This is a genomic window from Burkholderia torrens, assembly GCF_984668525.1.
Genome location: NZ_OZ480212.1, coordinates 2,536,609 through 2,558,005, shown reverse-complemented (window position 1 = coordinate 2,558,005; position 21,397 = coordinate 2,536,609). Strand labels below are relative to the sequence as shown.

The window sequence follows — 21,397 nt, the reverse complement described above, 5'->3', positions numbered from 1 at the left end:
CCGTCGCGCGATCATGCGGCGTCGCCGTGCGACCCGTCGGCATGCGTGGTGCGCGTCTCGCGCATCACGCACAGCGTCGCGACCGTCACGAGGCCGAGCGCGACGAGGAACAGCGACACGGGCCACGACGCGTGATAGCGCGCGAGCAGCGCGGTCGCGATCAGCGGCGACATCCCGCCCGCGAAGATCGACGCGACTTCATGCCCGAGCGCGACGCCCGAGTAACGCACCTCGGTGCTGAACAGTTCGCCGACGAGCGCGGGCAGCGTGCCGATCATCGCGCCGTGGCTGACGGCCGTGCCGACCGTCAGCGCGAGCCACACGAGCGGCGTCACGCGCGTATCGAGCAGCCAGAAGAACGGAAACGCGCACGCGACGAGGCTCAGCGCGCCGATCAGGTACACGGGCTTGCGGCCGATCCGGTCGGAGAGCCGGCCCCACGCGAGCATCGCGCCCATTTCGACGATCATCGCGAGCATCACGCCGGTCAGCATCACGCCGTTCGGGATGCCGACGTACTTGCCGTAGACGAGCGAGAACGCGAGGAAGATGTACGCACCGCCGTTCTCGGCCACGCGCAGCCCCATCGCAAGCAGGATTTCCTTCGGATGACGGCGGATGCACTCGACGATCGGCAGATGCGTGTGCGCGCCGCGCTTGCCGGCCAGCTGGAAGTCGCGGCTCTCCGGCAGGTGGCGGCGGATATAGATGCCGATCGCGAAGATGACGATGCTGGCGAGGAACGGCAGCCGCCAGCCCCAGGTGCGGAACATCTCGTCCGGCACCGTCTGCGCGGCCAGGAAGGCCGCCGACGACAGCACGAAGCCGCCGCCCACGCCGAGCTGGCTCCACGCCGCGTAGTAGCCGCGCTGCTCGGGCGGCGCGTTCTCGCTGATCATCAGCACGCCGCCGCCCCATTCGCCGCCGGACGCGATGCCCTGCAGCAGGCGCAGCACGACGAGCGCCGCCGGCGCCCACAGGCCGATCTGAGCATAGGTCGGCAGCAGGCCGATCGCGAAGGTCGAGGCACCCATGATCAGCAGCGTCCACACGAGCGACGCCTTGCGCCCGTAGCGGTCGCCGACGTGGCCGAACACGATCCCGCCGAGCGGCCGCGCGACGAAACCGAGCGCGAATGCCGCGAACGCGGCGAGGCTGCCCGCGAGCGGCGAGGCGCCGGGCGGGAAGAACACGTGGCCGAATACCAGCGCGGCGGCCGTGCCGTACACGAAAAAGTCATACCATTCCATCGCGTTGCCGGCGACGGAGGCGATGACGATCCGGCGTAGTTGCCGGTCGGCGAGCGGCGCGGCAGCGGCGCCCGGGGATTGCACGGTGTCGGTCGGGTACATGGCGGACTCTGAAGGGGGAGGCAGGCGCGTGCCGTCTTTCGCGGCACTGCGGGCTAGTGTTGTCGGCCCGCCGCTCCACGGTCAAATCCGCAGAAAAAGGGGAGTGTCATCACTCCCGCAAATGATGGTCGGCGCGCGGCCGTGCCCGCGCGCGCCCGGCGGCGTTACCGCTCGATCTGCCGATTCCACCGCGTATCCCACTGTGCACGCCGCGCGTTGATCGCGGTCCAGTCGACCACCGTCACCTTGCGCACGAGATCGTCGACATTGCCGAGGCTCTGCTGCATCGCGGCGGGCATTTTCGCGCCGCGGTTGGTCGGAATCTGCTTGCCGGCCTCGGCTGCCTTCGTCTGCGCGGGCGCGGACAGCAGGAACTGCGCGAGCTTCTGTGCGAGTTGCGGATCGGGGTTGTTCGCGACCACGCACAGGTCGACGAGCAGCAGCACGGGGCCTTCCTTCGGGTTCGCGTATGCGACGGGGATGCCCTTGTCCTGCAGGTCGCCGACGCCGGTCGGCGTGAGCGGGAACAGGCCGGCTTCGCCGGTCTGCACCATCTCCGAGATCTTCGCCGAGTTCGGGATGTACTCGACGACGTTCGGCCCGACCGTGCTCGCCCACTTGCTGAAGCCCGGCTCGACGTTCTGCTCGCTGCCGCCGAGCAGCCGGTTGATCGCGAGGAAGCCGTGCAGCCCGAACGTGCTGCTCGACGCCGACTGGAACACCACCTTGCCCTTGTATTTCGGATCGGCGAAATCCATCCACGACGTCGGCGGCGTCCAGCCTTTCTCGGCGAACAGCTTCTTGTTGTACGCGATGCCGGTCATCCCGAGCTGCACGCCCGCGCCGATGTCGTCCTTCATCCGCGCGAACGGGTACAGTTCCTTCAGCACCGGCGAATCGTCGAGCTTCTGGCACACGCCGAGGCTGACCGCGCGCGCCATCACGCCGTCGTCGAGAAACGCGACGTGGATCTGCGGCTTGTTGCGGTTCGCGAGCAGCTTCGCGAGCACGTCCGACGACGTGCCGGGCACGATCACCACTTTCACGTTGTTCGCCTTCTCGAAGTCGGGCAGCACCTGGCTCGTATAGGCCTTCTCCATCGGGCCGCCGTTCATGCCGACGTAGATCGTCTTCGTTTGTGCGAACGCGGGTGCGCCGGCGCCTGCGATACAGAGGGCGGCGGCGGCCGCGATCGTTCCAAGCAGTTTCATCTGTGGGTCTCCTCTTGACGGAAAGGGGCGGTCGGCGCGGCTTCGCGGGCGAAGCGGCCGATCGAGAATGCATCGAGTGGCGTGGCGGTTTCGCCGGTGGTGACGAGATCGGCGAGCACGTCGCCGACGCCGGGCGCGAGCAGGAAGCCGCCGCCGGAAAAACCGAACGCATGCAGCAGGCGCGGCGTCGTGCGGCTCGCGCCGATGATCGGGTTGTGGTCGGGCGTACAGCCTTCGACGCCGCTCCACGTGCGGATCAGCAGCGCATCGCGCAGCGCGGGCAGCAGCGTGCACGCGTCGCGCATCACCGCGCGCGTCGTATCGACCGACGGCTGGCCGAATTCGCCGTCGCCATGGCCACGGCCGCCGCCGATCACGCAGTTGCCGCGTGCAACCTGCCGTGCGTATACGCCGCCGCCGTACACGCCGAGGTTGTGCGTGATGAACGGCGGCAGCGGTTCAGTCACCCACATGTTCGGGTAGATCGGCTCCATCGGCACGGCTTCGCCGAAGCGTTCGGCGATCGTGTTCGCCCACGCGCCGGCCGAGTTGATCAGCCACGTCGCGGTGCAGGCGCGGCCGCCTGCCTGAAAGTGAAAGCACGCGCCGTCGTGGTGAACGTCGTCGACGGGCGCGTGCTCGAATACGTCCGCGCCGGCCGCGCGGGCCGCGCGCGCGAACGCGGGCGACACGAGGCGCGGATTGGCGTGACCGTCGGTCTCGCACAGCGAGCCGCCGAGCGCCGCGCGGCCGAGCCACGGGTAGCGGCGCCGGAACGCATCGCCGCGCATCACCTGCAGCGGTAGGCCGTGTTCGCCGGCGAGCGTCGCGTAAGCGTCGAGCGCGTCGAGATCGGCGTCGCTGCGCGCGAGCCGCAGGTGGCCCGACACGACGAATTCACCGTCGATGCCGATCAGTTCGGGCAGGCGGTCCCAGATGCGCCGCGCACGCAACGCGAGCGGCAGCTGCTCGGCCGGTCGGCCCTGGCAGCGCACGCCGCCGTAGTTCACGCCGCTCGCCTGCGCACCGCAGTCGCGCCGTTCGAACAGGCCGGTGCGCAAGCCGCGCCGCGCCAACGCGAGTGCGGCCGATGCGCCGACGAGGCCTCCGCCGACGATCGCGACGTCGTAATGCCGGATCTCATTCATCGCGCGCCTCGTCGGGAATCGCCGCGACCTCGTCGCCCGCGAGCGCGGCCGAGATCGGGAACGGCTTCACGGGCGGTTGCGCACGCAACCGGCCGACATCGGCGAGCGGGCGGTCGGTTGCGGCGGCCAGCACGAGCGCGGCCGCGTCGCCGCACATGCGGCCCTGGCAGCGGCCCATCCCGACGCGCGTCAACGCCTTCAGCCGGTTCAGTTCGGTCGCCGCACCATCGCGGACGCAACGACGCAGCGTGCCCGCGTCGATTTCTTCGCAGCGACACACGATCGTGTCGTCGGGGCAGCGTGCGGCCAGCTCGACCGGCGGCGCGAACGCCGCTTCGAGGCCCGCGCGGAATGCGCCGATGTGCGCGAGCGTACGTTCGAGCGTCGCCGCATCGGGTTTGCCGGACGGCGCAGGCGACACGATGCCGGCGTCGTCGAGCAACGCGAGCGCCGCGCGCCGGCCCGATGCTTCGGCCGCGTCGGCGCCTGCGATGCCCGCGCCGTCGCCCGCGACGTAAATGCCGCGCACCGACGTGCGGCCGGCCGCGTCGCGCTCGGGCAGCCACGCGCGACTGAGCGGGTCGAACCCGAACCGGCAGCCGGCGAGATCGGCGAGCTGCGTTTCGGAGCGCAGGCCGAAGCCGAGGCCGAGCGCGTCGCAGTCGAGCAGGCGCGGCGGTGAGCCGTTACCGGCGGCGCGCCATGCGATCCCCGTCACGTGCTGGTCGCCGAGCACGCGCTCGAGCGTGACGCCCGTTTCGATTGCGACGCCATGTGTGCGCAGCCAGCCGAGGTAATAGAGCCCCTTCGCGAAGGTCGACGGCACGCGCAGCAGCGCTGGCGTGGCAGCGGCCTGGCGGCGCAGCGGGCTCGTATCGAGCACGGCCGCGACCTGCGCGCCGGCCTTCGCATACTGGTAGGCGACGAGGTAGAGCAGCGGGCCCGTGCCCGCGAACACGATGCGCCGGCCGATCGCGCAGCCCTGCGCTTTCAGCGCGACCTGCGCGCCGCCGAGCGTGTAGACGCCCGCGAGCGTCCAGCCCGGCACGGGCAGCAGGCGGTCGGTCGCGCCGCTCGCGATGATCAGGTGCGAGTACGGCGCCGTCACTTCGCGGCCATCTTGCAGCGTGTCGATGCGGCCCGCGCCGCATGACCACGCGAGCGTATTCGGCCGGTAGTCGACATGCGGCAGCAGCGCGGCCATCGTCCCGTGTACGGCATCGGCCTTCGCGGCCTCGAAGCCGTACAGCGTGCGCTTGCCGCGCGTGAACGCGCCGTCGGCCGGCGGTTGCCGGTAGATTTGACCGCCCCAGCGCGCATTCTCGTCGATCACGACGGGGCGCAGCCCCGCGTCGACCAGCGCTTCGGCCGCGCGCACGCCGGCCGGGCCGGCGCCGACGATCACCGGTTGCGGTACGGCGCTCACGACGCGTCTCCGGTCGTGGCCGGCGGGGCGGCCGTGAGAATCCGCATGCCTTCGGCGATCGGTGTCGAGCACGCGCGTACGCGTGCACCGGTTTCGGTGCGCACCCAGCAGTCCTGGCACGCGCCGATCAGGCAGAAGCCCGCGCGCGGCTGGCCGCTGAATTCGCTGACGCGCACGCAGCGCTGCGCGACGAGAATCGCGGTGAGCACGGTGTCGCCGGCGAGCGCCTGCGCGGGACGGCCGTCGAGCACGAACGCGACGGCGGCGCGCTCGCGTTCGGCGACGCGCACGAACTGCGCGCCGTCGTCCGCGATGCCGGTGGAACGGGAAACGGAAGTCGTCATCAGTGTTGGCCGATCAGGATGCGGTTCAGGCCGTACACGCGATCGAGCAGCAGCATCGCGCCGGCGGTGATGAAGATGACGAGCGCAGACACCGACGCCATCATCGGGTCGATCGATTCGGTCGCGTACATGTACATGCGCACGGGCAGCGTGACCGTCTGCGGCGACGTGACGAAGATCGACATCGTCAGTTCGTCGAAGCTGTTGATGAACGCGAGCAGCCAGCCGCCCGTGATGCCGGGCACGATCATCGGCAGCGTGATGCGGCGGAAGGTCGTCCACGGGTCCGCGCCGAGCGAGCACGCGGCCTGCTCGATGCTGCGATCGAGGCCCGCGACGGACGCGAGCACGAGTCGCATCACGAACGGCGTGATGACGATCATGTGCGCGAGCACGAGCCACGCGAACGAGCCGGTCGCGCCGATCAGCGCGAAGAAGCGCAGCAGCGCGATGCCGAGCACGAGGCCGGGAATCACGAGCGGCGACAGCAGCAGCCCGTTCAGGAACGCGCGGCCGGGAAACGTCGCGCGGCCGATGGCGAGGCCCGCGGGCAGCGCGATCGCGAGCGACAGCGTCGCCGACGCGAACGCAAGCTTCACGCTGTTGAAGAACGCGGTGACGAAGTCGGGATAGTCGAGGATCGCGCGGAACCAGCGCAGCGACAGCCCGCGGGTCGGCAGCGTCAGCGTTTCGTCGGGCGTGAACGCGACGAGTACGACGATCACGAGCGGCGCGAGCACGAACAGGATCACGAGCGTGTGGAAGGCGAGGGCGAAGGGGCCGTTCTTTCTCATCGCGATGCGCCTCCGAGGCTGCGCGCGTAGCGGCGTTCGAGCACGCGGTAGTAAGTGAGCATCACGACGAGATTCGCGACCAGCAGCAGCACCGCGATCGTCGCGCCGAGCGGCCAGTTCAGCGAGCCGAGGAATTCGTCGTAGACGGCCGTCGCGGCGACCTTCAGCCGGCGTCCGCCGAGCAGGCCCGGAATCGCGAACGCGCTCGCCGACAGCCCGAACACCATCAGGCTGCCCGACAGCACGCCCGGCATCAGTTGCGGCAGCACGATGCGGCGCAGCGTCGTGAACGGCGATGCGCCGAGCGACAGCGCGGCATGCTCGGTCTGTGGATCGAGCCGCTGCAGCGCGGTCCACACGGGGATCACCATGAACGGCAGCATGACGTGTACCAGCGCGATCACGATCGCGAAGGTCGTGTATTCGAGCTTGTACGGCCCGAGGCCGGCGAGCCCGAGCGCCTGGTTCACGAGCCCGCTCGTGTTCAGCAGCATGCTCCAGCCGAACGCGCGCACGACGACCGACACCAGCAGCGGCGCGAGGATCGCGAGCAGGAACAGCGAGCGCCACGGGTCGCGCATTTTCGACAGCACGTACGCCTCCGGCGTGCCGATCGCGACGCAGATCGCGGTCGTCAGCGCGGCGATGCCGAACGTGCGCGCGAAGATCGTGTGGAAGTACGACGAGCCGAGCACTTCCGCGTAGTTGCCGAACTGGAACGCGGCGACCGGGCCGGTGGCCGGGTCGAAGCGGTAGAACGTCAGCACGAACGTCATCGCGAGCGGCACGAGCACGAGCGCGGCGAACAGCGCGAACGCAGGCGCGCACATCAGCCACAGCGGTGCATGCGCGCGCCACGTCGCGCGCATCGGGTGCGCGGCGGCGGCACGTGCCGGCACGGCATCGGCGGACACCGCAGCCGACTGCGCGAGCGCGGCCGGCGCGCCGTCGGTCGGGAGCGGACGGGTAGGCTGTCCCATTCAGGCCTCCCGGCGCATCACGCGCACCGCGTCGCTGTGCCAGTCGATCCCGACCGGCGCGCCTTCCGCCAGCGGCTCCACGCCTTCGTTCTGGCAGCACACGAGCACTTCGCCGAGCGCGCTGTCGACGCGGTACAGCCACTGACTGCCGAGGAAGAAGCGGCTCGTGACGGTCGCAGCGAAGCGGCCGGCATCGGGCGCGCACATCCGCAGCTTCTCGGGACGGATGCAGACCGACACCGCATCGCCGACGCGCAGGTCGCGTTCGCGCGGCGGCAGGTGCGCGGTGCGCCCCGTCTCGGCGAGATCGTGCCCGAGGTCGATGCGAATGGCGTCGCCGTCGTGCGCGACGATCGTGCCGGGCAGCAGGTTCGCCTTGCCGATGAACTGCGACACGAAGTGGTTTTCGGGGCGCTCGTATGCGCGGTACGGCGTATCGGTCTGCGTGATGCGGCCGGCTTCCATCACGACCACGCGGTCGCTGATCGACAGCGCTTCCGACTGATCGTGCGTGACCATGATCGTCGTCGTGCCGATCTTGCGCTGGATCGCGCGCAGCTCGAACTGCATGTCCTCGCGCAGCTTCGCGTCGAGGTTCGACATCGGTTCGTCGAGCAGCAGCACCGGCGGCTCGATCACGACCGCGCGCGCGATCGCGACGCGCTGCCGCTGGCCGCCCGACAGCTCGCGCGGAAAGCGGTGCGCGAGCGTGTCGAGACGCACGAGCGAGAGCGCCGCGCGGATGCGCTCGGCGCGCTCGGCCTTGTCGACGCCGCGCATGTCGAGGCCGAAGCCGACGTTCTCGGCGACGCTCATGTGCGGAAACAGCGCATAGCTCTGGAACACGATGCCGAGCCCGCGCCGGTTCGGCTTCAGGTGCGTGATGTCCTGCCCGTCGAGCGCGATGCGGCCGCGCGTGACGTCGACGAAGCCCGCGATCATCTGCAGCGTGGTGGTCTTGCCGCAGCCGGACGGCCCGAGCAGCGACACGAATTCGCCTTGTTCGACCGACAGGTTGACGTCGGCGACGGCGGTGAGCTCGCCGAAGGTTTTCGTCAGATCCGTAAGCGTGAGAAACGACATGGGAAGCTCCGGTTCGCACACCGCGTGGCCGGTGTACCGATGTGGCGGACTCTAGCCAGCCATATTTCGGAGCGTCAATTTCGAATTCTGCTGATCGGGAGGAATTTCTAAAAAATTCCGTTGATCGGAATGAATGGAGATATCACGTGCGAATCGTTCCATTGGATGAGAGGCGCCCCGGCCGCGAAACGGACGCGTCAATCCCGTGCACACCCGGATGCCGCGGGAATATCGGCGGGGCGACAATGGCTGCTACCGTATTCCGTTCAACGAAATCATCGAGGAGAGCCGGCATGCAGGAACCCCATTCGACCGGAACGCCGCCGGCCGCACGCGCATCGCGCCCGGACGAGGACGCCGTCGACGCGGCCGGTGCGGCCGGCGCACCGGGCACCGGCATGCTGCAGCGCGCGTTCGCGATTCTGCGCGCGCTGGCCGGCATGCAGCAGGACGGCGTGCGCGTCACGCATCTCGCGAAGGCCGTCGGTCTCACACAGGGCACCGTGCACCGGATCCTGCAATCGCTGATCGCCGAAGGGATGGTCGAACAGGACGAGCAGTCGAAGCTGTACCGGCTGAGTGTCGACTTCTTCGCGCTCGCCGCGCAGGCCGGCAACCCGAGCAGCATGCGCACGCTGTGCCGTCCCGCGCTGCTGCGGCTGTGCGCGAGCCTCGGCGAGACGATCTTCCTGCTCGTGAAGAGCGGCTTCGACGCCGTGTGTCTCGACCTGTGCGAAGGGCCGTTTCCGATCCGTTCGTTTACCGGCGACATCGGTGGACGCATCGCGCTCGGCGTCGGGCAGGGCAGCCTCGCGATCCTCGCGTTCCTGCCCGAAGCCGAGCGCGAGGAAGTGATCCGCTTCAACGTGCCGCGCATTCGCGGCTACGGCGTACTGGACGAGGTGTACCTGCGCACCGAGATCGAACGCGTGCGACAGCTCGGCTACGCGGGCCGCAACAGCGGCGTGCTCGACGGGATGGCCGGCGTCGCGGTGCCGATCCTCGATCGCACCGGCTACCCGGTCGGCGCCTTGAGCGTCGGCACGCTCGCGTCGCGCCTCGGCGACGACCGGATGCCGATGGTCGTCGAGCTGCTGCGGCGCCAGGCCGACGCGATCGGGCCGCGTACCAATCCGTTCGACGCCGCGTTGCGGCGGCCGATGCACGGGCTGTCAGGGAAAACCGTATAGCGGCCTCGCGCGTCGCCGTTTATCGATAAAGCATGCCGGTGCGCTCACCGTTCGGATCGCATGACGCTTTTCGAGGGTTATACGACCTTTGAGCCATTTGCCCCGCGTTCCATACTTCAGTGGAAGATCAAGCCGTGAACAGCGCGCAAACGCGATGGCGTTTCGAGCTTTCGGCCTGATCCGTCACGACATGAAAAGGAACGGAAGATGAGGCTCAGGAACAAATCGGCGTTGATCACGGGCGGCACCAGCGGCATCGGTCTCGCGACCGCGAAGTTGTTCGTCGCGGAGGGCGCCCGCGTAGCAGTGACCGGCCGCGACGAGGCCGTATTCGAGCGCGTGAAGGCCGAACTCGGCGAGAACGCTATCGTACTCAAGGGCGACGTCCGTTCGCTCGCCGACATGCGGGCGATTGCCGCCGAGGTCAAGGAGCAGTTCGGCGGCCTGGATATCGTGTTCGCTAACGCCGGCTGGGCGTTCCCGTCCGCGGTCGGCGACATCGACGATGCGCTCTACGACGAGATCATGGACATCAACGTCAAGGGCGTGGTGTTCACGCTTCAGGCGGTGCTGCCGGACTTGCGGGAAGGTTCTTCCGTCATCCTCAATACCTCGTTCGTCGCGCAGACCGGCAAGCACGGCATCTCGCTGACGGCGGCCGCGAAGGCCGCCGTGCGATCGCTGGCCCGCAGCTGGTCCTACGAGTTTCTCGACCGGAAAATCCGCTTCAACGCGATCGCCCCCGGTGCGATCGACACACCGCTGCTCTCCAGATGGGGCATGCCCGACGAATGGGTTCGCGACCGCAAGGCCGAGTTCGCCGAATCGATTCCGGTCGGCCGCATGGGCAAGGCCGAGGACATTGCCAACGCGGCACTCTATCTGGCCAGCGACGAATCCTCCTACGTCGTCGGCACAGAGCTGGTCGTCGACGGCGGTGCGTCGCAGCTTTAAGCCGGCAGCGCGCGATTCCGGAGCCCGACAGGTCGTCGCGGCTCATCCACATCCCTGGTCTCACGTCCGCCGCGTCTTTCGCCGTGGCGGTTGTTCAATCCGGCCCGGCCTGGTTGCGCTCGCAGAGGGGCCGCAGTGCAAGGAGAAATCATCTTGACCAACAGTAGCGATAACGACGCTTCCATCAAGCAACTCTCGCGTGCCGGACGTTCGCGCCGCGACGTGCTCAAGCTCGGAAGTGTCGCCACGCTCGGCGCCGTGCTGGGCGGCGGCGCCTTGCTCGGGCACGCCACGCCTGCGCTCGCACAGGCAGGCAGCGACGGCATGCTCGCGCCGAGCGACCCGCTCAATATCCTGATCGTCAATTACGACGGGGGGACGCTGCTCGACTTCGCGGGCCCGAGCGAGATTTTCCATCGGCTGCCGAATACGAACGTTCGCTACGCGAGCCTCAATGGCGGCAACGTGACGCTCGAATTCGGCGTCGTGTACGGCAATACCGAACGGCTGGCCGATATCGAGAAGACGGACGTGATTCTCGTTCCCGGCGGATCCGATCTCAGCGTGCCGATGCAACCCGCGTATCAGGCGCAGATCCGGCGCCTGGCACAAAGCGCGAAACACGTCACGTCGGTGTGCAACGGCTCGCTCGTGCTTGCCGCGACAGGCGTGCTGAACGGCAAGCGCAGTGCCTGTCATTGGGCCTTCGTCAACAAGCTGTCCGAATACGGCGCGATTCCCGTTCCCGAGCGCTTCGTCGAGGACGACAACGGCCGCTTCATGAGCGGCGGCGGCGTGACGGCGGGCATCGATTTCGCCCTCCGAGTCGCCGCGAAACTGCGCGGCCAACAGGCCGCCGAGTTCACGCAACTCGTGATCGAATACGACCCCGCGCCGCCGTTCCATTCCGGTCATCCGAGGGACGCACGGCCGGAACTGATCGCGATGGTCGACAAGAAGCTGCCCGGTGCATCCAGGGGGCTTGCGCGAATCCCCGGCGTTCGCTGAACGCCTTCAGCCAATGTGTGCGAGGCCATCCGCCGGCCTCGACGAACATCGCAGGCGACGCTGCCTGCGCCACCAGCCCGTTCGGGCAACTGCTTCAATTCAAGCCAAAACCGGAAATTACCCGATGCAACAGATTCGTTTTTGTACGGCTGCGCTTGCAGCGTGCGTATCCTTTTTCGCCTTCACGGTGCCGGCTGTCGCCGGTGGTTCGCAACGTCCGCCCGAAGCGGCCATCAAGGCCGAAAACGCGCGATGGGCCGATGCCTTCGCGCGAGGGGACTATGAGGCGATCGGCCGTCTCTATACCGACGACGGCGCACTCCTGCCGCTCGCCGGCGACAAAGTCACGGGGCGCCGTGCGATCGTCGAGTACTTTTCCAACGGATATGCCGGATCGAAACCCGGCACCGTCTCGTTCAGCAACTACGAGTTTTACGGTAACGATCGCGTCGTGACGGAGGTGTCGGATGCGGAGGTCCGCGACCATGAGGGCAAGCTCAAGATCCGCGCGAAGCAGATTCTCGTCTTTCTGAAGCAGGGCGGCACCTGGAAGCTGCATCGCGACATGTGGAACGATTACGCGCCGGTCAGGACCGACGGCCATTGAGCGCCCGGCGACATGGCGCGTCACGTACCGGCGCGCCGCCAGCCTGCCAGGCGCGCTGATCGGCCGGCAGTCGATCAGCGCGCTGCGTTCGATCGGCTCTCGCGTCGAATCGCTTGCGGCGGATGGCCGTGCAGCTTGATGAAGGCCCGCCGCATCCGTTCCGGATCGGTGAATCCCACCGCCAGCGCAATCTGTTCGATTGGTTCGCTGCCGCCTTGCAGGCGCAGCCTCGCGGCTTCGACGCGCAAGCGCTCGACCGCCCGGGCGGGTGTTTCCCCGGTTTCCCGGCGAAAGGCCCGCCCGAACTGCCGCAAACTCAAGCGCGCGGCGTCCGCGAGTCGTTCGACCGGCAACGCTTCCGCCAGATGTTCCCGTGCGAAATTCAGCGCGATGCGGATGCGATCCGATTCCGGTTCCATCTGCGACATCGCGGAGAATTGGGACTGCCCGCCTGGCCGACGATACGGAACGACCAGCAGCCTCGAGACGGCGCGCGCAATCTCCGCGCTCATGTCCCTTTCGATGAGGCCGAGCGCCAGGTCGATCCCGGAGGCGATGCCTGCCGACGTCCAGACGCGGCCGTCCACGACATAGATGCTGTCGCCGTCGACCTTGATGCGAGGATAGAGCGACTGCATCAGCGCGGCGTATCGCCAGTGCGTCGCTGCTCTCAAGCCGTCCAGCGAGCCGGTTTCCGCGAGCAGGAACGCGCCGGTGCACACGCTGGCGACGCGCGCGGTTCGGGCGACCAGTTTTTTGGCGGCGGCGACATTTTCCGCGGACTGCATCGGCTCGATTTCACCGCCGATGAAAACGATGGTGTCGAACGAACGCCGTCCGGCCGGCTTCGTCTCGATCGAAACGCCTGTATTGCCCGCGATCGGGCCGCCGGATTGCGAGATGACGTGAAGGTCGTATGGCGTGTGGCCGGCCGCCGTGGCCACCTGATTGAAGGCCGACAGTGGGCCGCCGAGATCGAGCGCATCGTAGCCACGGCAAACGAAGAATCCGATTCGATGCATGACAGGGCAGATACCGAAAAATCAGGAAGGCGTATTTTACCGAGAACCCTCGAATCATGTCATTCGGCCGGAAACGAGGGATAAACGTCGTTGACATCTCCATCGATGATTCGCGAGGCCGACAGGACGCGACGAGTCGTCAACGCGAAGCGCCCCGTCGTTTGCCGACGGGGCGCGGTTGTCATGCAATGGCGAAAGTCAGCGGCGGTAGATGTATTCAAGGTCGGTCGATTCGCCGACCTTGAAATCGTACGTGCCGACCTGCCTGAAACCTGCCTTCTCGTAGAACGCGATGGCCTTCGCGTTGCCGGACCACACGCCCAGCCATACCGGGCCGGGGCGTGCTTCGGCGAGATAGTCCAGCGCGGCGTCGAACAACGCACGACCGGCGCCGGTTCCCTGCGTACCGCGTCGCAGATAGATCTGATGGACTTCGCCCGAACCGTCCGTCACCTCCGGGTGCGGGAGCTTGCACGGCCCTGCGTGCGCATAGCCGACCAGCGTGCCGTCGTCGCTTTCGGCGATCCACGTGCGGCACTGCGGGTCGACGAGCTGTTCGGCGACCGTTTCGACCGAGTAGCTGCGGGCCTCGTAAGCAGCGAGATCGCCCGGCGGATAGTCGATGTCGAAGCCGTCCTGCAGAAAGGTTTCGCGAAACGTATCGCGCTTCAAGTCGGCAAGCGGGGCTGCATCGGCCAGGGTCGCAACGCGGATCAACATCGGGGGTGTCTCGCTTCGGTAGTCGGGCGGACAGTTTATCGCGAGCGACATCCGGCCGGCGCGTCGTCAGCCGCTAACCGGCGATCGTCGCGGTCGGACGCACGACGATCTCGTTCACGTCGACATCGGCGGGCTGCGCGATCGCATACGCAATGGCTGCCGCGATCGCTTCCGGCTCGAGTGCGATGCTGCGGTACTTCGCCATCAGGTCGGCGGCGGTCGGGTCCGTGATCGTGTCGGCCAGCTCGGACGTCACGACACCGGGGCAGATGCTCGTGACGCGCAGCTTGTCGTTCTCCTGCCGCAAGCCGTCGGAAATCGCGCGCACTGCGTATTTCGTCGCGCAATAGACGGCGGCCGTCGGCGATACGCGCAACCCGCCGATCGACGACACGTTGACGATCTGGCCGAAACCCTGGCGATTCATCACCGGCAGCGCGGCCGCGATGCCGTACAGCACGCCCTTGATGTTGACGTCGATCATCCGGTCCCATTCGTCGACTTTCAGCGACGCCATCGGCGACAGCGGCATGACGCCCGCATTGTTGACGATGACGTCGATCTGGCCATACTCGGCAAGCGCGGCTTCAGCGAACGCGACGTTGTCGTCGCGCTTCGTGACGTCGAGCGCACGCCACGCGGCGGTGCCGCCCTTGGCGCGAATGTTGCCGGCAAGGTCCGCAAGGCGCTCGGTGCGGCGTGCACCGAGCATTAGGCGCGCGCCGCGCTCGCCCAGATAGCGGGCCGTGGCTTCGCCGATCCCGCTGCTCGCGCCGGTGATCAGGATTACTTTCCGTTCGATGTTGTGGCTGGACATGTCCGTTCCTCGGTTCAGGGAGAAGAGTCGACAGCATCGCGCGGAAAGCAGCGCCGCCGTTATCCTGCGAGTCCGCATTTCTTGCACGATTCTCCGAGAATGCAGCGACGGCGATACGCGCCGTCATCCGGCGTGCCGCGTTTTCGTGCGCAGATTCGCCTGCAGGAAGAAGCGCGCCGCCTGATGCTGGCCGAAGGGCGGGCGCGGCGGAGGCGGCGTTCCGCGTCGGGTATGAAAGCCCGCCCCGGTTCAGCCGCGAATACGCGCGCCTGTTCGACACGCCGCCGAAGCGCGACACGGCCACGCGAAAGGCGCTGGCGAGCGCCTGACCGGCGCGGCAACAATGCGGATGGTTGACCGCCGGCGGACATGCTAGGATTTCCGTCAAACAACTTCGGAGACGCTGCGATGCCGTTCATCTGCGAAAACGTTGAATGTCGTGCCGTGCTGGCACGCGGGCAGGTCAAGACCCGCCAGGAGGACGCCGGGTGGTGCTTCTACTGCCCGGACTGCAAGGCCAGGAACGAGTTGATGGACATCGGCACGGTGGTTGGCCACGTCGAGCTGGTTCAGCCGGAGCGGGCGAGCCCGCCGCACAAGGTCGTCGCGACGGCCCGGCCGCTGGACGACGGCAAATATGCGGCGCAGTTGCGCGTTCAGCGCGCGCTCGCGGTGAAGGGAACCTTCGCAGCCGAAGAGCACTGGGATGAACTCGGCATATTCGGCGACGCACAGGAAGCCGTCGCGCATGCGCAGTCTTTCGCATCGGAATTGTTGCAACGAGCGGCGTAATATCCGGCCGCACACCGGACGGCGCGACACCGCGCCACGCGCGGATCGATGCGGGCGTCATGACCGCATCGATTCGCGCGCCGGATGCGACTGTCTCCATTCGCGATCTCACGCATCGGTCTCGTAAAGCAGGCCGTATTCCCCTTTCGTTCGCACGATGCGGGCGAAACCAGGTTCTCCTAAATGCATGCCGGCGATCATCAACCCTTCCGAGCTGACGCGGTCCAGCAACCGTGATCGCGTGGTCGCGGCCTGGGTCGAGTCCTGGTCGAATGCAATCGATACGTCGGGCCGCTTGATCTGGATGTGCGGGAAATGCACGATATCGCCCCACACGAGCAGGCCCTGATCGCCGGATTCGACGACGTATCCGGTGTGCCCGTCCGTATGTCCCGGTAGCGGCATCGCGCGAATGCCCGGCAACACGTCGCCGTCGTCAAACGTGCGCAGCCTGTCGCGATAGCCGTCGAATACCTGGCGCGCGATCAGGAAGTTGCCGCGGGCGCGCTCGCTGGCACGGCTCAGATTGGCGTCGTCCTGCCAGAAGCCGACTTCCCGCCGATGGACGACCAGCTCCGCCTGCGGAAACGTCACGTGCCCGGCGGCATTCACCAGCCCGCCGACATGGTCGGGATGCGCGTGCGTGAGCAGGATCGTGTCGATCGCCGTCGGTTCGATGCCGGCCAGCGACAGATTCGCGATCAGGCGGCCGCCCCATTGCCTGATGCCGCCGGCCCCGGCGTCGATGAGGATCGTGCGGCCTGCGCCGCGCACCACGTAGCAGTTGATATGGATGGCGGACGGTTCCTGCTGCCCGGCTGCGTGCTGCATGCGGGAGGCCTCGGACGCGTCGATGTTCGACAGGAAATCGAGGCTGGCGGTCAGGTAGCCGTCGCTGATCGCCGTGATCGTGAAATCGCCGACTTGCTGAAAGGGAAAAGTAACGGTGGACACAAGGCTTCTCCAGGCACGCTAGTTTCGCGCGTGAATGTTCGGTGCGGCATGGCCGAAGCAACGGATGCGCGCGGTCAGGCCCGTGCGGTGCACGATCGCGTGATCGAGCGCTTCCATGAAGCGGTTCATGATCGCGGGCAGGCGAAACGCGTCGGCACGATACTGGATTTCCGCGAACACGGGGTGCCCGTGTCCGTGCCGAACCTCCATGAAGATCACGTGAACGTTCTTGAGGTCTGCCCGGAGGACGTCGGTGCACAGCGCGACGCAATCGCCGGACAGCGCGGCAAGGTCGTCGGCGGACGGCATGCGTCCCGCCTGAATATGGAAAGTCACGTTCGGCATGGCTGGCCTGTTCGGGTCAGTTGCACGGTGATCGGTGCGTAAAGGTAAAGGCCGGCCGCCGCGTGCCCGGCCAGCGGGGCGTCGTCGCGGGGGAGGACGGCAAGCCAGCGGCGCGCCGGACGCTGCTCCAGCGCGACGGCCTGCATGGCGAGCGGTGCCAGGCCCAGGCGGATCAGCGGCTCGGGGCCGCGCTCGCACAGCACGAGCAGTTCGTCCGCAGCGACCGCCGGCGCGATGCCGATGTCGCTGTAGAGATTGCGGTGCCAGTCGGTGATGTGCTGCTGCCATCGCGCAAAATTACCGCCGCCTTTCTGGCGATATTCGTCTCCGGTCAGCACGTCGAGACCGTCGATCGTATGGACGGCCAGGTAGACGGGGCAACCCTCGCCGATCGCCTTGAAGCGTTGCGACGTGTGAAAACCCGTCACTGAGATGAGGGCCGGCAGCTTTTCAAGGCTGTAGAAGTCGTTCCATTCGGCTTCGCTGGCGCGGTCGGCGAAGCTGCATTCCACGGTGTAGATCATCGGATCGTCCTTCGTAACGGAGTGGCATCGTGCGGCGAATGCACGGTATTCAGTGCAGTGACGTAATGCTAATCTGATATTTACCGTGTAAATAACGACAAAAAGTCAGCATTCAGTGATGTTTGCTCAAGCTGACGCCCAATTCCCCCGACTGGCGAGATCCCCATGCGACGCAAGATTCCCAGCAATTCCGCGCTCCAGGCCTTCGAGGCGGCGGCCCGCCACGGGAGCTTTGCCCGCGCGGCCGACGAGCTGGCGCGGACCGAAGGCGCGGTCAGCCGCCAGATCGGCCGGCTGGAGGCGTTCCTGGGCGTGACGTTGTTCGAGCGCGTGGGAAACCGCGTCAGGCTGGCGCCGAACGGCACGCGCTACGCGGTGCAGGTGCGCGAGATCCTGGACCGGCTGGAACGGGACAGCCTGTATCTGATGGGGCAGCCCGTCGAGGGCGCGAGCATCGAGGTCGCCGCGATTCCGACCTTCGCCACGCGCTGGCTGATTCCACGGCTGAAGCGGTTTCAGGATCGGCACCCGAATATCACCGTGCATATCGCCGAACGAATGGACCCGTTCCTGCTCGCGGGCAGCGGTTTCGACGCGGCCATTCATTTCGAGCATCCGGCATGGGCCGGCATGCATCTGCATCGTCTGCTGGAGGAAGTGCTGGTGCCCGTATGCAGTCCTGCGCTGCTGAAGGAGGCGGGGGCGAACGCGTCGCTGGATGCGCTGCCGCGCCTTCACCGGCGGCAGAATCCGGATGCGTGGCAGACCTATGCGGAAGCATCGGGCATCGCGCTGACCAATTCGGCGGTCGGCCCCCGGTACGATCTCCATTCGATGCTGATCGAGGCGGCACTGGCCGGCTTGGGCGTGGCATTGGTGCCGCGCCTTTACATCGGCGCAGAGCTCGAGCAAGGCCGCCTGGTCGCGCCCTGGCCGGACGGGAAGGCGGTCACCAAGAACTTCTGCGTCGTGCTGCCGGAGCCGCTCGAATTGAGCGCGGGGCCGGTGCGGGCTTTCGCGCAATGGATGCTGGAAGAGGCCGGCGCCCAGTCATCGCGCTGAAGCATCGGCCGAAGCTCACCGCGATGACTGCGTGCCGGCGCGTGTCGGTCAGTACGTGTGTTCGGCAATCACGCGCGCGACCGTTCCCAGCGACCGTTCGAGGGTGGCCGGATCGACGGAACCGATCGCCAGTCGAATCGCATGAGGCACGTGGGCGGAAGTCGAGAACGGCAGGGCGGTCGTCACGGAAATGCGCTCGCGCATCAACGCCATCGCAATCGTATCGGCGCGGACGTCCTGTTCGAGTGGAATCCAGATGAAGTACGACGCCGGGTGTGCGATGCGTTTGAGCCGGCCCAGTGCGCCGGCGGCCACGCGCTGACGGTCCGCCGCGTCGCGCCGCTTCCCGGCTTCGAGCCTGGCTGCGGTGCCGTCTTCCATCCAGCCGCATGCAATGGCCGTCATGGTCGCCGGCGTGTTCCACGTCGTCGCGCGGATGGCCCGCTCGAGCTTCGGTACCCATTCGTGCGGTGCGTGGAGGAAGCCGACGCGCAGGCCGGTCGCGACGCTCTTCGACAGGCTCGACACATACACCGTCGTCTCCGGTGCGAGCGCCGCCAGCGGCGGTGGCGCTTCGTCGTCCAGGAACGCGTAGGCGGCGTCCTCGATCAGGATCAGGCCGTGTTGCCGCGCGAGGGCGACGAGGGCTTTGCGTCGCGTGGCGCTCATCACCCAGCCGAGCGGGTTGTGCAGCGTCGGCATCGCATAGACGGCGCGCACCTTGCGCCGCTTGCACAGTGCGGCCAGCGCGTCCAGGTCGGGGCCGCGCCCGGCGGCCGGGATCGGCGCGAGTTCGAGCCGGGCGGTTTCGGCGGCCAGCTTGAATCCTGGATAGGTCAGTGCGTCCACGGCCACGACGTCGCCGGGCTCGAACAACGCCATGGCCGAGGTCGTCAGCCCGTGCTGCGCGCCGCTCACGAACAGCGTGGTGTCGGCGGTGGCGTTCAGGCCTCGGCCGGCGAGGTGTCGCGCGGCCGTCGCGCGCTCGTGCTCGCGCCCGCCGTGCGGCTGGTATCGCAGCAGCGCTTCCAGGTCGCCGGCCGTTGCAAGCTGGCGCAGCGCGGTTCTGAACAGGTCGGTCTGATCGGGCGACGTCGGGGAGTTGAAGCTCAGGTCCACGGTCTCCGCGCTCCACGCGTACAGGTCGACGCGCTGGTCGCGGGACAGCGGCTCCTTCACGAACGTGCCGCGCCCCGTTTCACCGCTGACGAGTCCCATCGCCTGCAGCTCCGCATACACGCGCGTGGCCGTCACGAGTGCCAGACCTTCGCGGGCGGCGAGGTCGCGGTGCGTCGGCAGGCGCGTGCCCGGACGCAGGCGGCCCGAGCGGATGTCGGCCGCGAATCGATCGACCAGCTGCTTGTAGCGCGGCTCCGGCATCGCGAAATGTATCCATGACAATAATTTGATTGTCTTGATTGTCGGTCCTACCATGGCGCAACACAACCGCTCCACCGTACGAGGACGCCATGCACATCGCCATCCTGACTTTCGAGGGCTTCAACGAACTCGACTCGCTGATCGCGTTCGGCCTGCTGAACCGGGTCAAGACGCCCGGCTGGCGCGTATCGATCGCGAGCCCGGTGGCGCGGCCGCGTTCGATGAACGGCCTGGTGCTGGATGCGCACGTGTCGTTGCAGGAGGCCTGCGACGCCGACGCGGTGCTGGTCGGCAGCGGCAAACTGACACGGGATGTCGTGCGCGATACCGCGCTGATGGCGCAGTTGAAGCTCGATCCGGCGCGCCAGCTGCTGGGCGCGCAATGTTCGGGCACGCTGATACTCGCGAAGCTGGGCCTGCTGAACGACGTGCCGGCCTGCACCGACCTGACCACCCGGCCGTGGGTCGAGGAGGCGGGCGTGGCCGTGCTCGATCAGCCGTTCGTGGCGCGGGGGAATGTCGCGACGGCGGGCGGATGTCTGGCGTCGCACTATCTGGCGGCCTGGATCATCGCGCGCCTGGAGGGCGTCGAGGCCGCACGCAGCGCGGTTCACTACGTCGCGCCGGTGGGGGAGAAGGAGGCTTACGTGACGCGTGCGATCGGGAACATTGCGCCGTTCCTGTGATCGCTTGTCGAACGGCATCCGGGGCGATTCGCGCAGGGACGTCGCGTGTCGATGCGCAACGCTCCTTCGTGGGGCCGATGGGGCTCACGGGGGCGGGTGGCACGGCCCGCCGCGTGCTCATGCATCCGGCATCTGCAATGCGCCGGCCTGTTCGCGGGCCGCGACGAGCGCCCGGATGCGGGCGCGGTCGGCCGGCGTCGCCGGCGTGAAGATCACGAGGCTCAGGTCGGGGCGGCCGGTCACCGCGAACGCCGAATATTCGAGTGCGATCCGGCCGGCCTGCGGATGGCGGATTTCCTTCGTGCCTTCGTCATGCGAACGAATATCGTGGTCGCGCCACATCGCGTCGAATTCGGCGCTCGTCGCGCGCATCTCGTCGACGAACGCCTGCACGGCCTGCGTCGCGCCGCCGCGTGCGACGTCCGCGCGAAACGCGCCCACCGCGAACCGCGCGACGCGTTCCCAGTTCGGCTGCGCGTAGCGCACGGCCGCGTCGACGAAGATCAGTCGCAGGATGTTGCGCGCGGCCGGCGGCAGCGTCGCATAGTCGGTCAGCGTCGCGGCCGCCGCATCGTTCCAGGCGACGACGTCCCACGTCGCGGAGCGCACGATCGCGGGGCTCGCATCGAGCGAATCGAGCACGTGCTGCAGGCGCGGCGTCACGCTGGCCGGTGCGTGATAGCGCACGCCGGGCGGATGGCCGACGCCGATCAGGAACAGGTGTTCGCGTTCGGCGTCGTTCAGCATCAGCGCGTGGGCGAGCCGGTCGAGCACGTCGGCCGACGGCGCGCCGCCGCGCCCCTGTTCGAGCCACGTGTACCACGCCGCGCTCACGTGCGCGCGCTGCGCGACTTCCTCGCGCCGCAGGCCCGGCGTGCGGCGGCGCGTGGCCGGCAACCCGAGCGCGGCCGGATCGAGTTTCTCGCGGCGGTCCCGCAGGTACGCGCCGAGCAGGTTGTCGGGGGCGTCAGCCATATCCTGTTAGTTCGTTTACCGGT

The 21,397-nt window shown here is 67.7% G+C and carries 23 protein-coding genes; 7 read left to right on the top strand and 16 right to left on the bottom strand.

All coding sequences use genetic code 11. From position 1 onward, the window contains the following. Positions 1 to 11 precede the first annotated feature (11 nt). The 8 genes from AC5LXX_RS27680 to AC5LXX_RS27645 form a co-directional block, all read right to left on the bottom strand. On the bottom strand, positions 12 to 1,352 hold the full coding sequence (locus AC5LXX_RS27680) for an MFS transporter (RefSeq protein ID WP_493411799.1): 1,341 nt from the start codon (positions 1,350 to 1,352) through the stop codon (positions 12 to 14). Positions 1,353 to 1,516: 164 nt separating this feature from the next. Then, entirely contained in the window at positions 1,517 to 2,563 is a 1,047-nt protein-coding gene (locus AC5LXX_RS27675; protein WP_493411798.1) for an ABC transporter substrate-binding protein, read from the bottom strand. Continuing rightward, complete coding sequence (locus AC5LXX_RS27670) at positions 2,560 to 3,711, bottom strand: NAD(P)/FAD-dependent oxidoreductase (RefSeq protein WP_493411797.1); 1,152 nt, start codon at positions 3,709 to 3,711, stop codon at positions 2,560 to 2,562. Before AC5LXX_RS27670 ends, AC5LXX_RS27675 begins: the two co-directional genes overlap by 4 nt. Then, on the bottom strand, positions 3,704 to 5,137 hold the full coding sequence (locus tag AC5LXX_RS27665; protein WP_493411796.1) for an FAD/NAD(P)-dependent oxidoreductase: 1,434 nt from the start codon (positions 5,135 to 5,137) through the stop codon (positions 3,704 to 3,706). Before AC5LXX_RS27665 ends, AC5LXX_RS27670 begins: the two co-directional genes overlap by 8 nt. Then, complete coding sequence (locus tag AC5LXX_RS27660; RefSeq protein ID WP_493411795.1) at positions 5,134 to 5,481, bottom strand: (2Fe-2S)-binding protein; 348 nt, start codon at positions 5,479 to 5,481, stop codon at positions 5,134 to 5,136. The genes AC5LXX_RS27665 and AC5LXX_RS27660 overlap by 4 nt, the downstream gene beginning before the upstream one ends. Then, the gene (locus AC5LXX_RS27655; protein ID WP_124451201.1) at positions 5,481 to 6,275 is read right to left on the bottom strand and encodes an ABC transporter permease; all 795 of its coding nucleotides are present in this window, start codon (positions 6,273 to 6,275) and stop codon (positions 5,481 to 5,483) included. Before AC5LXX_RS27655 ends, AC5LXX_RS27660 begins: the two co-directional genes overlap by 1 nt. Continuing rightward, entirely contained in the window at positions 6,272 to 7,255 is a 984-nt protein-coding gene (locus tag AC5LXX_RS27650) for an ABC transporter permease (RefSeq protein WP_493411794.1), read from the bottom strand. Before AC5LXX_RS27650 ends, AC5LXX_RS27655 begins: the two co-directional genes overlap by 4 nt. Then, positions 7,256 to 8,338, bottom strand: a complete 1,083-nt coding sequence (locus AC5LXX_RS27645) for an ABC transporter ATP-binding protein (RefSeq protein WP_493411793.1) — start codon at positions 8,336 to 8,338, stop codon at positions 7,256 to 7,258. It abuts the gene before it with no gap. Positions 8,339 to 8,631: 293 nt separating this feature from the next. Here AC5LXX_RS27645 and AC5LXX_RS27640 point away from each other — a divergent pair, with 293 nt between their 5' ends. From AC5LXX_RS27640 to AC5LXX_RS27625, 4 genes are all read left to right on the top strand, one after another. Next, positions 8,632 to 9,528, top strand: coding sequence for an IclR family transcriptional regulator (locus AC5LXX_RS27640; RefSeq protein ID WP_493411792.1), 897 nt, complete (start codon positions 8,632 to 8,634; stop codon positions 9,526 to 9,528). Between the two features lie 207 nt (positions 9,529 to 9,735). After that, positions 9,736 to 10,482 (top strand): glucose 1-dehydrogenase, encoded by a 747-nt coding sequence (locus tag AC5LXX_RS27635; protein ID WP_493411791.1) that lies wholly within the window; start codon positions 9,736 to 9,738, stop codon positions 10,480 to 10,482. Positions 10,483 to 10,635: 153 nt separating this feature from the next. After that, on the top strand, positions 10,636 to 11,490 hold the full coding sequence (locus AC5LXX_RS27630; protein WP_493411790.1) for a DJ-1/PfpI family protein: 855 nt from the start codon (positions 10,636 to 10,638) through the stop codon (positions 11,488 to 11,490). A 124-nt stretch (positions 11,491 to 11,614) separates the two neighbouring features. Continuing rightward, positions 11,615 to 12,097, top strand: a complete 483-nt coding sequence (locus AC5LXX_RS27625) for a YybH family protein (RefSeq protein WP_493411789.1) — start codon at positions 11,615 to 11,617, stop codon at positions 12,095 to 12,097. 74 nt (positions 12,098 to 12,171) lie between these two features. Here the strand turns inward: AC5LXX_RS27625 and AC5LXX_RS27620 are convergent, their stop codons facing one another. The 3 genes from AC5LXX_RS27620 to AC5LXX_RS27610 all read right to left on the bottom strand — a co-directional run bounded on the left by AC5LXX_RS27620 (position 12,172) and on the right by AC5LXX_RS27610 (position 14,656). Next, positions 12,172 to 13,119, bottom strand: a complete 948-nt coding sequence (locus tag AC5LXX_RS27620) for a GlxA family transcriptional regulator (RefSeq protein ID WP_493411788.1) — start codon at positions 13,117 to 13,119, stop codon at positions 12,172 to 12,174. Between the two features lie 198 nt (positions 13,120 to 13,317). Further along, positions 13,318 to 13,839 (bottom strand): GNAT family N-acetyltransferase, encoded by a 522-nt coding sequence (locus AC5LXX_RS27615; RefSeq protein WP_493411787.1) that lies wholly within the window; start codon positions 13,837 to 13,839, stop codon positions 13,318 to 13,320. A 73-nt stretch (positions 13,840 to 13,912) separates the two neighbouring features. Next, a complete protein-coding gene (locus AC5LXX_RS27610; RefSeq protein ID WP_493411786.1) occupies positions 13,913 to 14,656 on the bottom strand; it encodes an SDR family oxidoreductase in 744 nt (247 codons plus the stop codon). A gap of 408 nt (positions 14,657 to 15,064) precedes the next feature. Here AC5LXX_RS27610 and AC5LXX_RS27605 point away from each other — a divergent pair, with 408 nt between their 5' ends. Then, entirely contained in the window at positions 15,065 to 15,448 is a 384-nt protein-coding gene (locus AC5LXX_RS27605) for a hypothetical protein (RefSeq protein WP_493411785.1), read from the top strand. Positions 15,449 to 15,556: 108 nt separating this feature from the next. Here the strand turns inward: AC5LXX_RS27605 and AC5LXX_RS27600 are convergent, their stop codons facing one another. Genes AC5LXX_RS27600 through AC5LXX_RS27590 form a run of 3 tightly spaced genes read right to left on the bottom strand, consistent with a single transcriptional unit; the run spans position 15,557 to position 17,271 of the window. After that, positions 15,557 to 16,402, bottom strand: coding sequence for an MBL fold metallo-hydrolase (locus AC5LXX_RS27600; RefSeq protein ID WP_493411784.1), 846 nt, complete (start codon positions 16,400 to 16,402; stop codon positions 15,557 to 15,559). Positions 16,403 to 16,420: 18 nt separating this feature from the next. Next, the gene (locus tag AC5LXX_RS27595; protein ID WP_493411783.1) at positions 16,421 to 16,747 is read right to left on the bottom strand and encodes a hypothetical protein; all 327 of its coding nucleotides are present in this window, start codon (positions 16,745 to 16,747) and stop codon (positions 16,421 to 16,423) included. After that, positions 16,735 to 17,271, bottom strand: a complete 537-nt coding sequence (locus AC5LXX_RS27590; protein ID WP_493411782.1) for a sugar ABC transporter — start codon at positions 17,269 to 17,271, stop codon at positions 16,735 to 16,737. Before AC5LXX_RS27590 ends, AC5LXX_RS27595 begins: the two co-directional genes overlap by 13 nt. Before the next feature lie 165 nt (positions 17,272 to 17,436). Here AC5LXX_RS27590 and AC5LXX_RS27585 point away from each other — a divergent pair, with 165 nt between their 5' ends. Next, entirely contained in the window at positions 17,437 to 18,333 is an 897-nt protein-coding gene (locus AC5LXX_RS27585; protein WP_493411781.1) for a LysR substrate-binding domain-containing protein, read from the top strand. A 48-nt stretch (positions 18,334 to 18,381) separates the two neighbouring features. Here the strand turns inward: AC5LXX_RS27585 and AC5LXX_RS27580 are convergent, their stop codons facing one another. Next, on the bottom strand, positions 18,382 to 19,713 hold the full coding sequence (locus tag AC5LXX_RS27580) for an aminotransferase-like domain-containing protein (RefSeq protein WP_493411780.1): 1,332 nt from the start codon (positions 19,711 to 19,713) through the stop codon (positions 18,382 to 18,384). 89 nt (positions 19,714 to 19,802) lie between these two features. Here AC5LXX_RS27580 and AC5LXX_RS27575 point away from each other — a divergent pair, with 89 nt between their 5' ends. After that, positions 19,803 to 20,399 carry a DJ-1/PfpI family protein gene (locus AC5LXX_RS27575; RefSeq protein WP_493411779.1) on the top strand — a complete coding sequence of 199 codons (597 nt, stop codon included), beginning with the start codon at positions 19,803 to 19,805 and terminating at the stop codon, positions 20,397 to 20,399. 117 nt (positions 20,400 to 20,516) lie between these two features. On the opposite strand, the gene AC5LXX_RS27570 is transcribed toward AC5LXX_RS27575, so the two are convergent. Then, positions 20,517 to 21,374 carry a helix-turn-helix transcriptional regulator gene (locus AC5LXX_RS27570; RefSeq protein ID WP_493411778.1) on the bottom strand — a complete coding sequence of 286 codons (858 nt, stop codon included), beginning with the start codon at positions 21,372 to 21,374 and terminating at the stop codon, positions 20,517 to 20,519. Positions 21,375 to 21,397 lie beyond the last annotated feature (23 nt).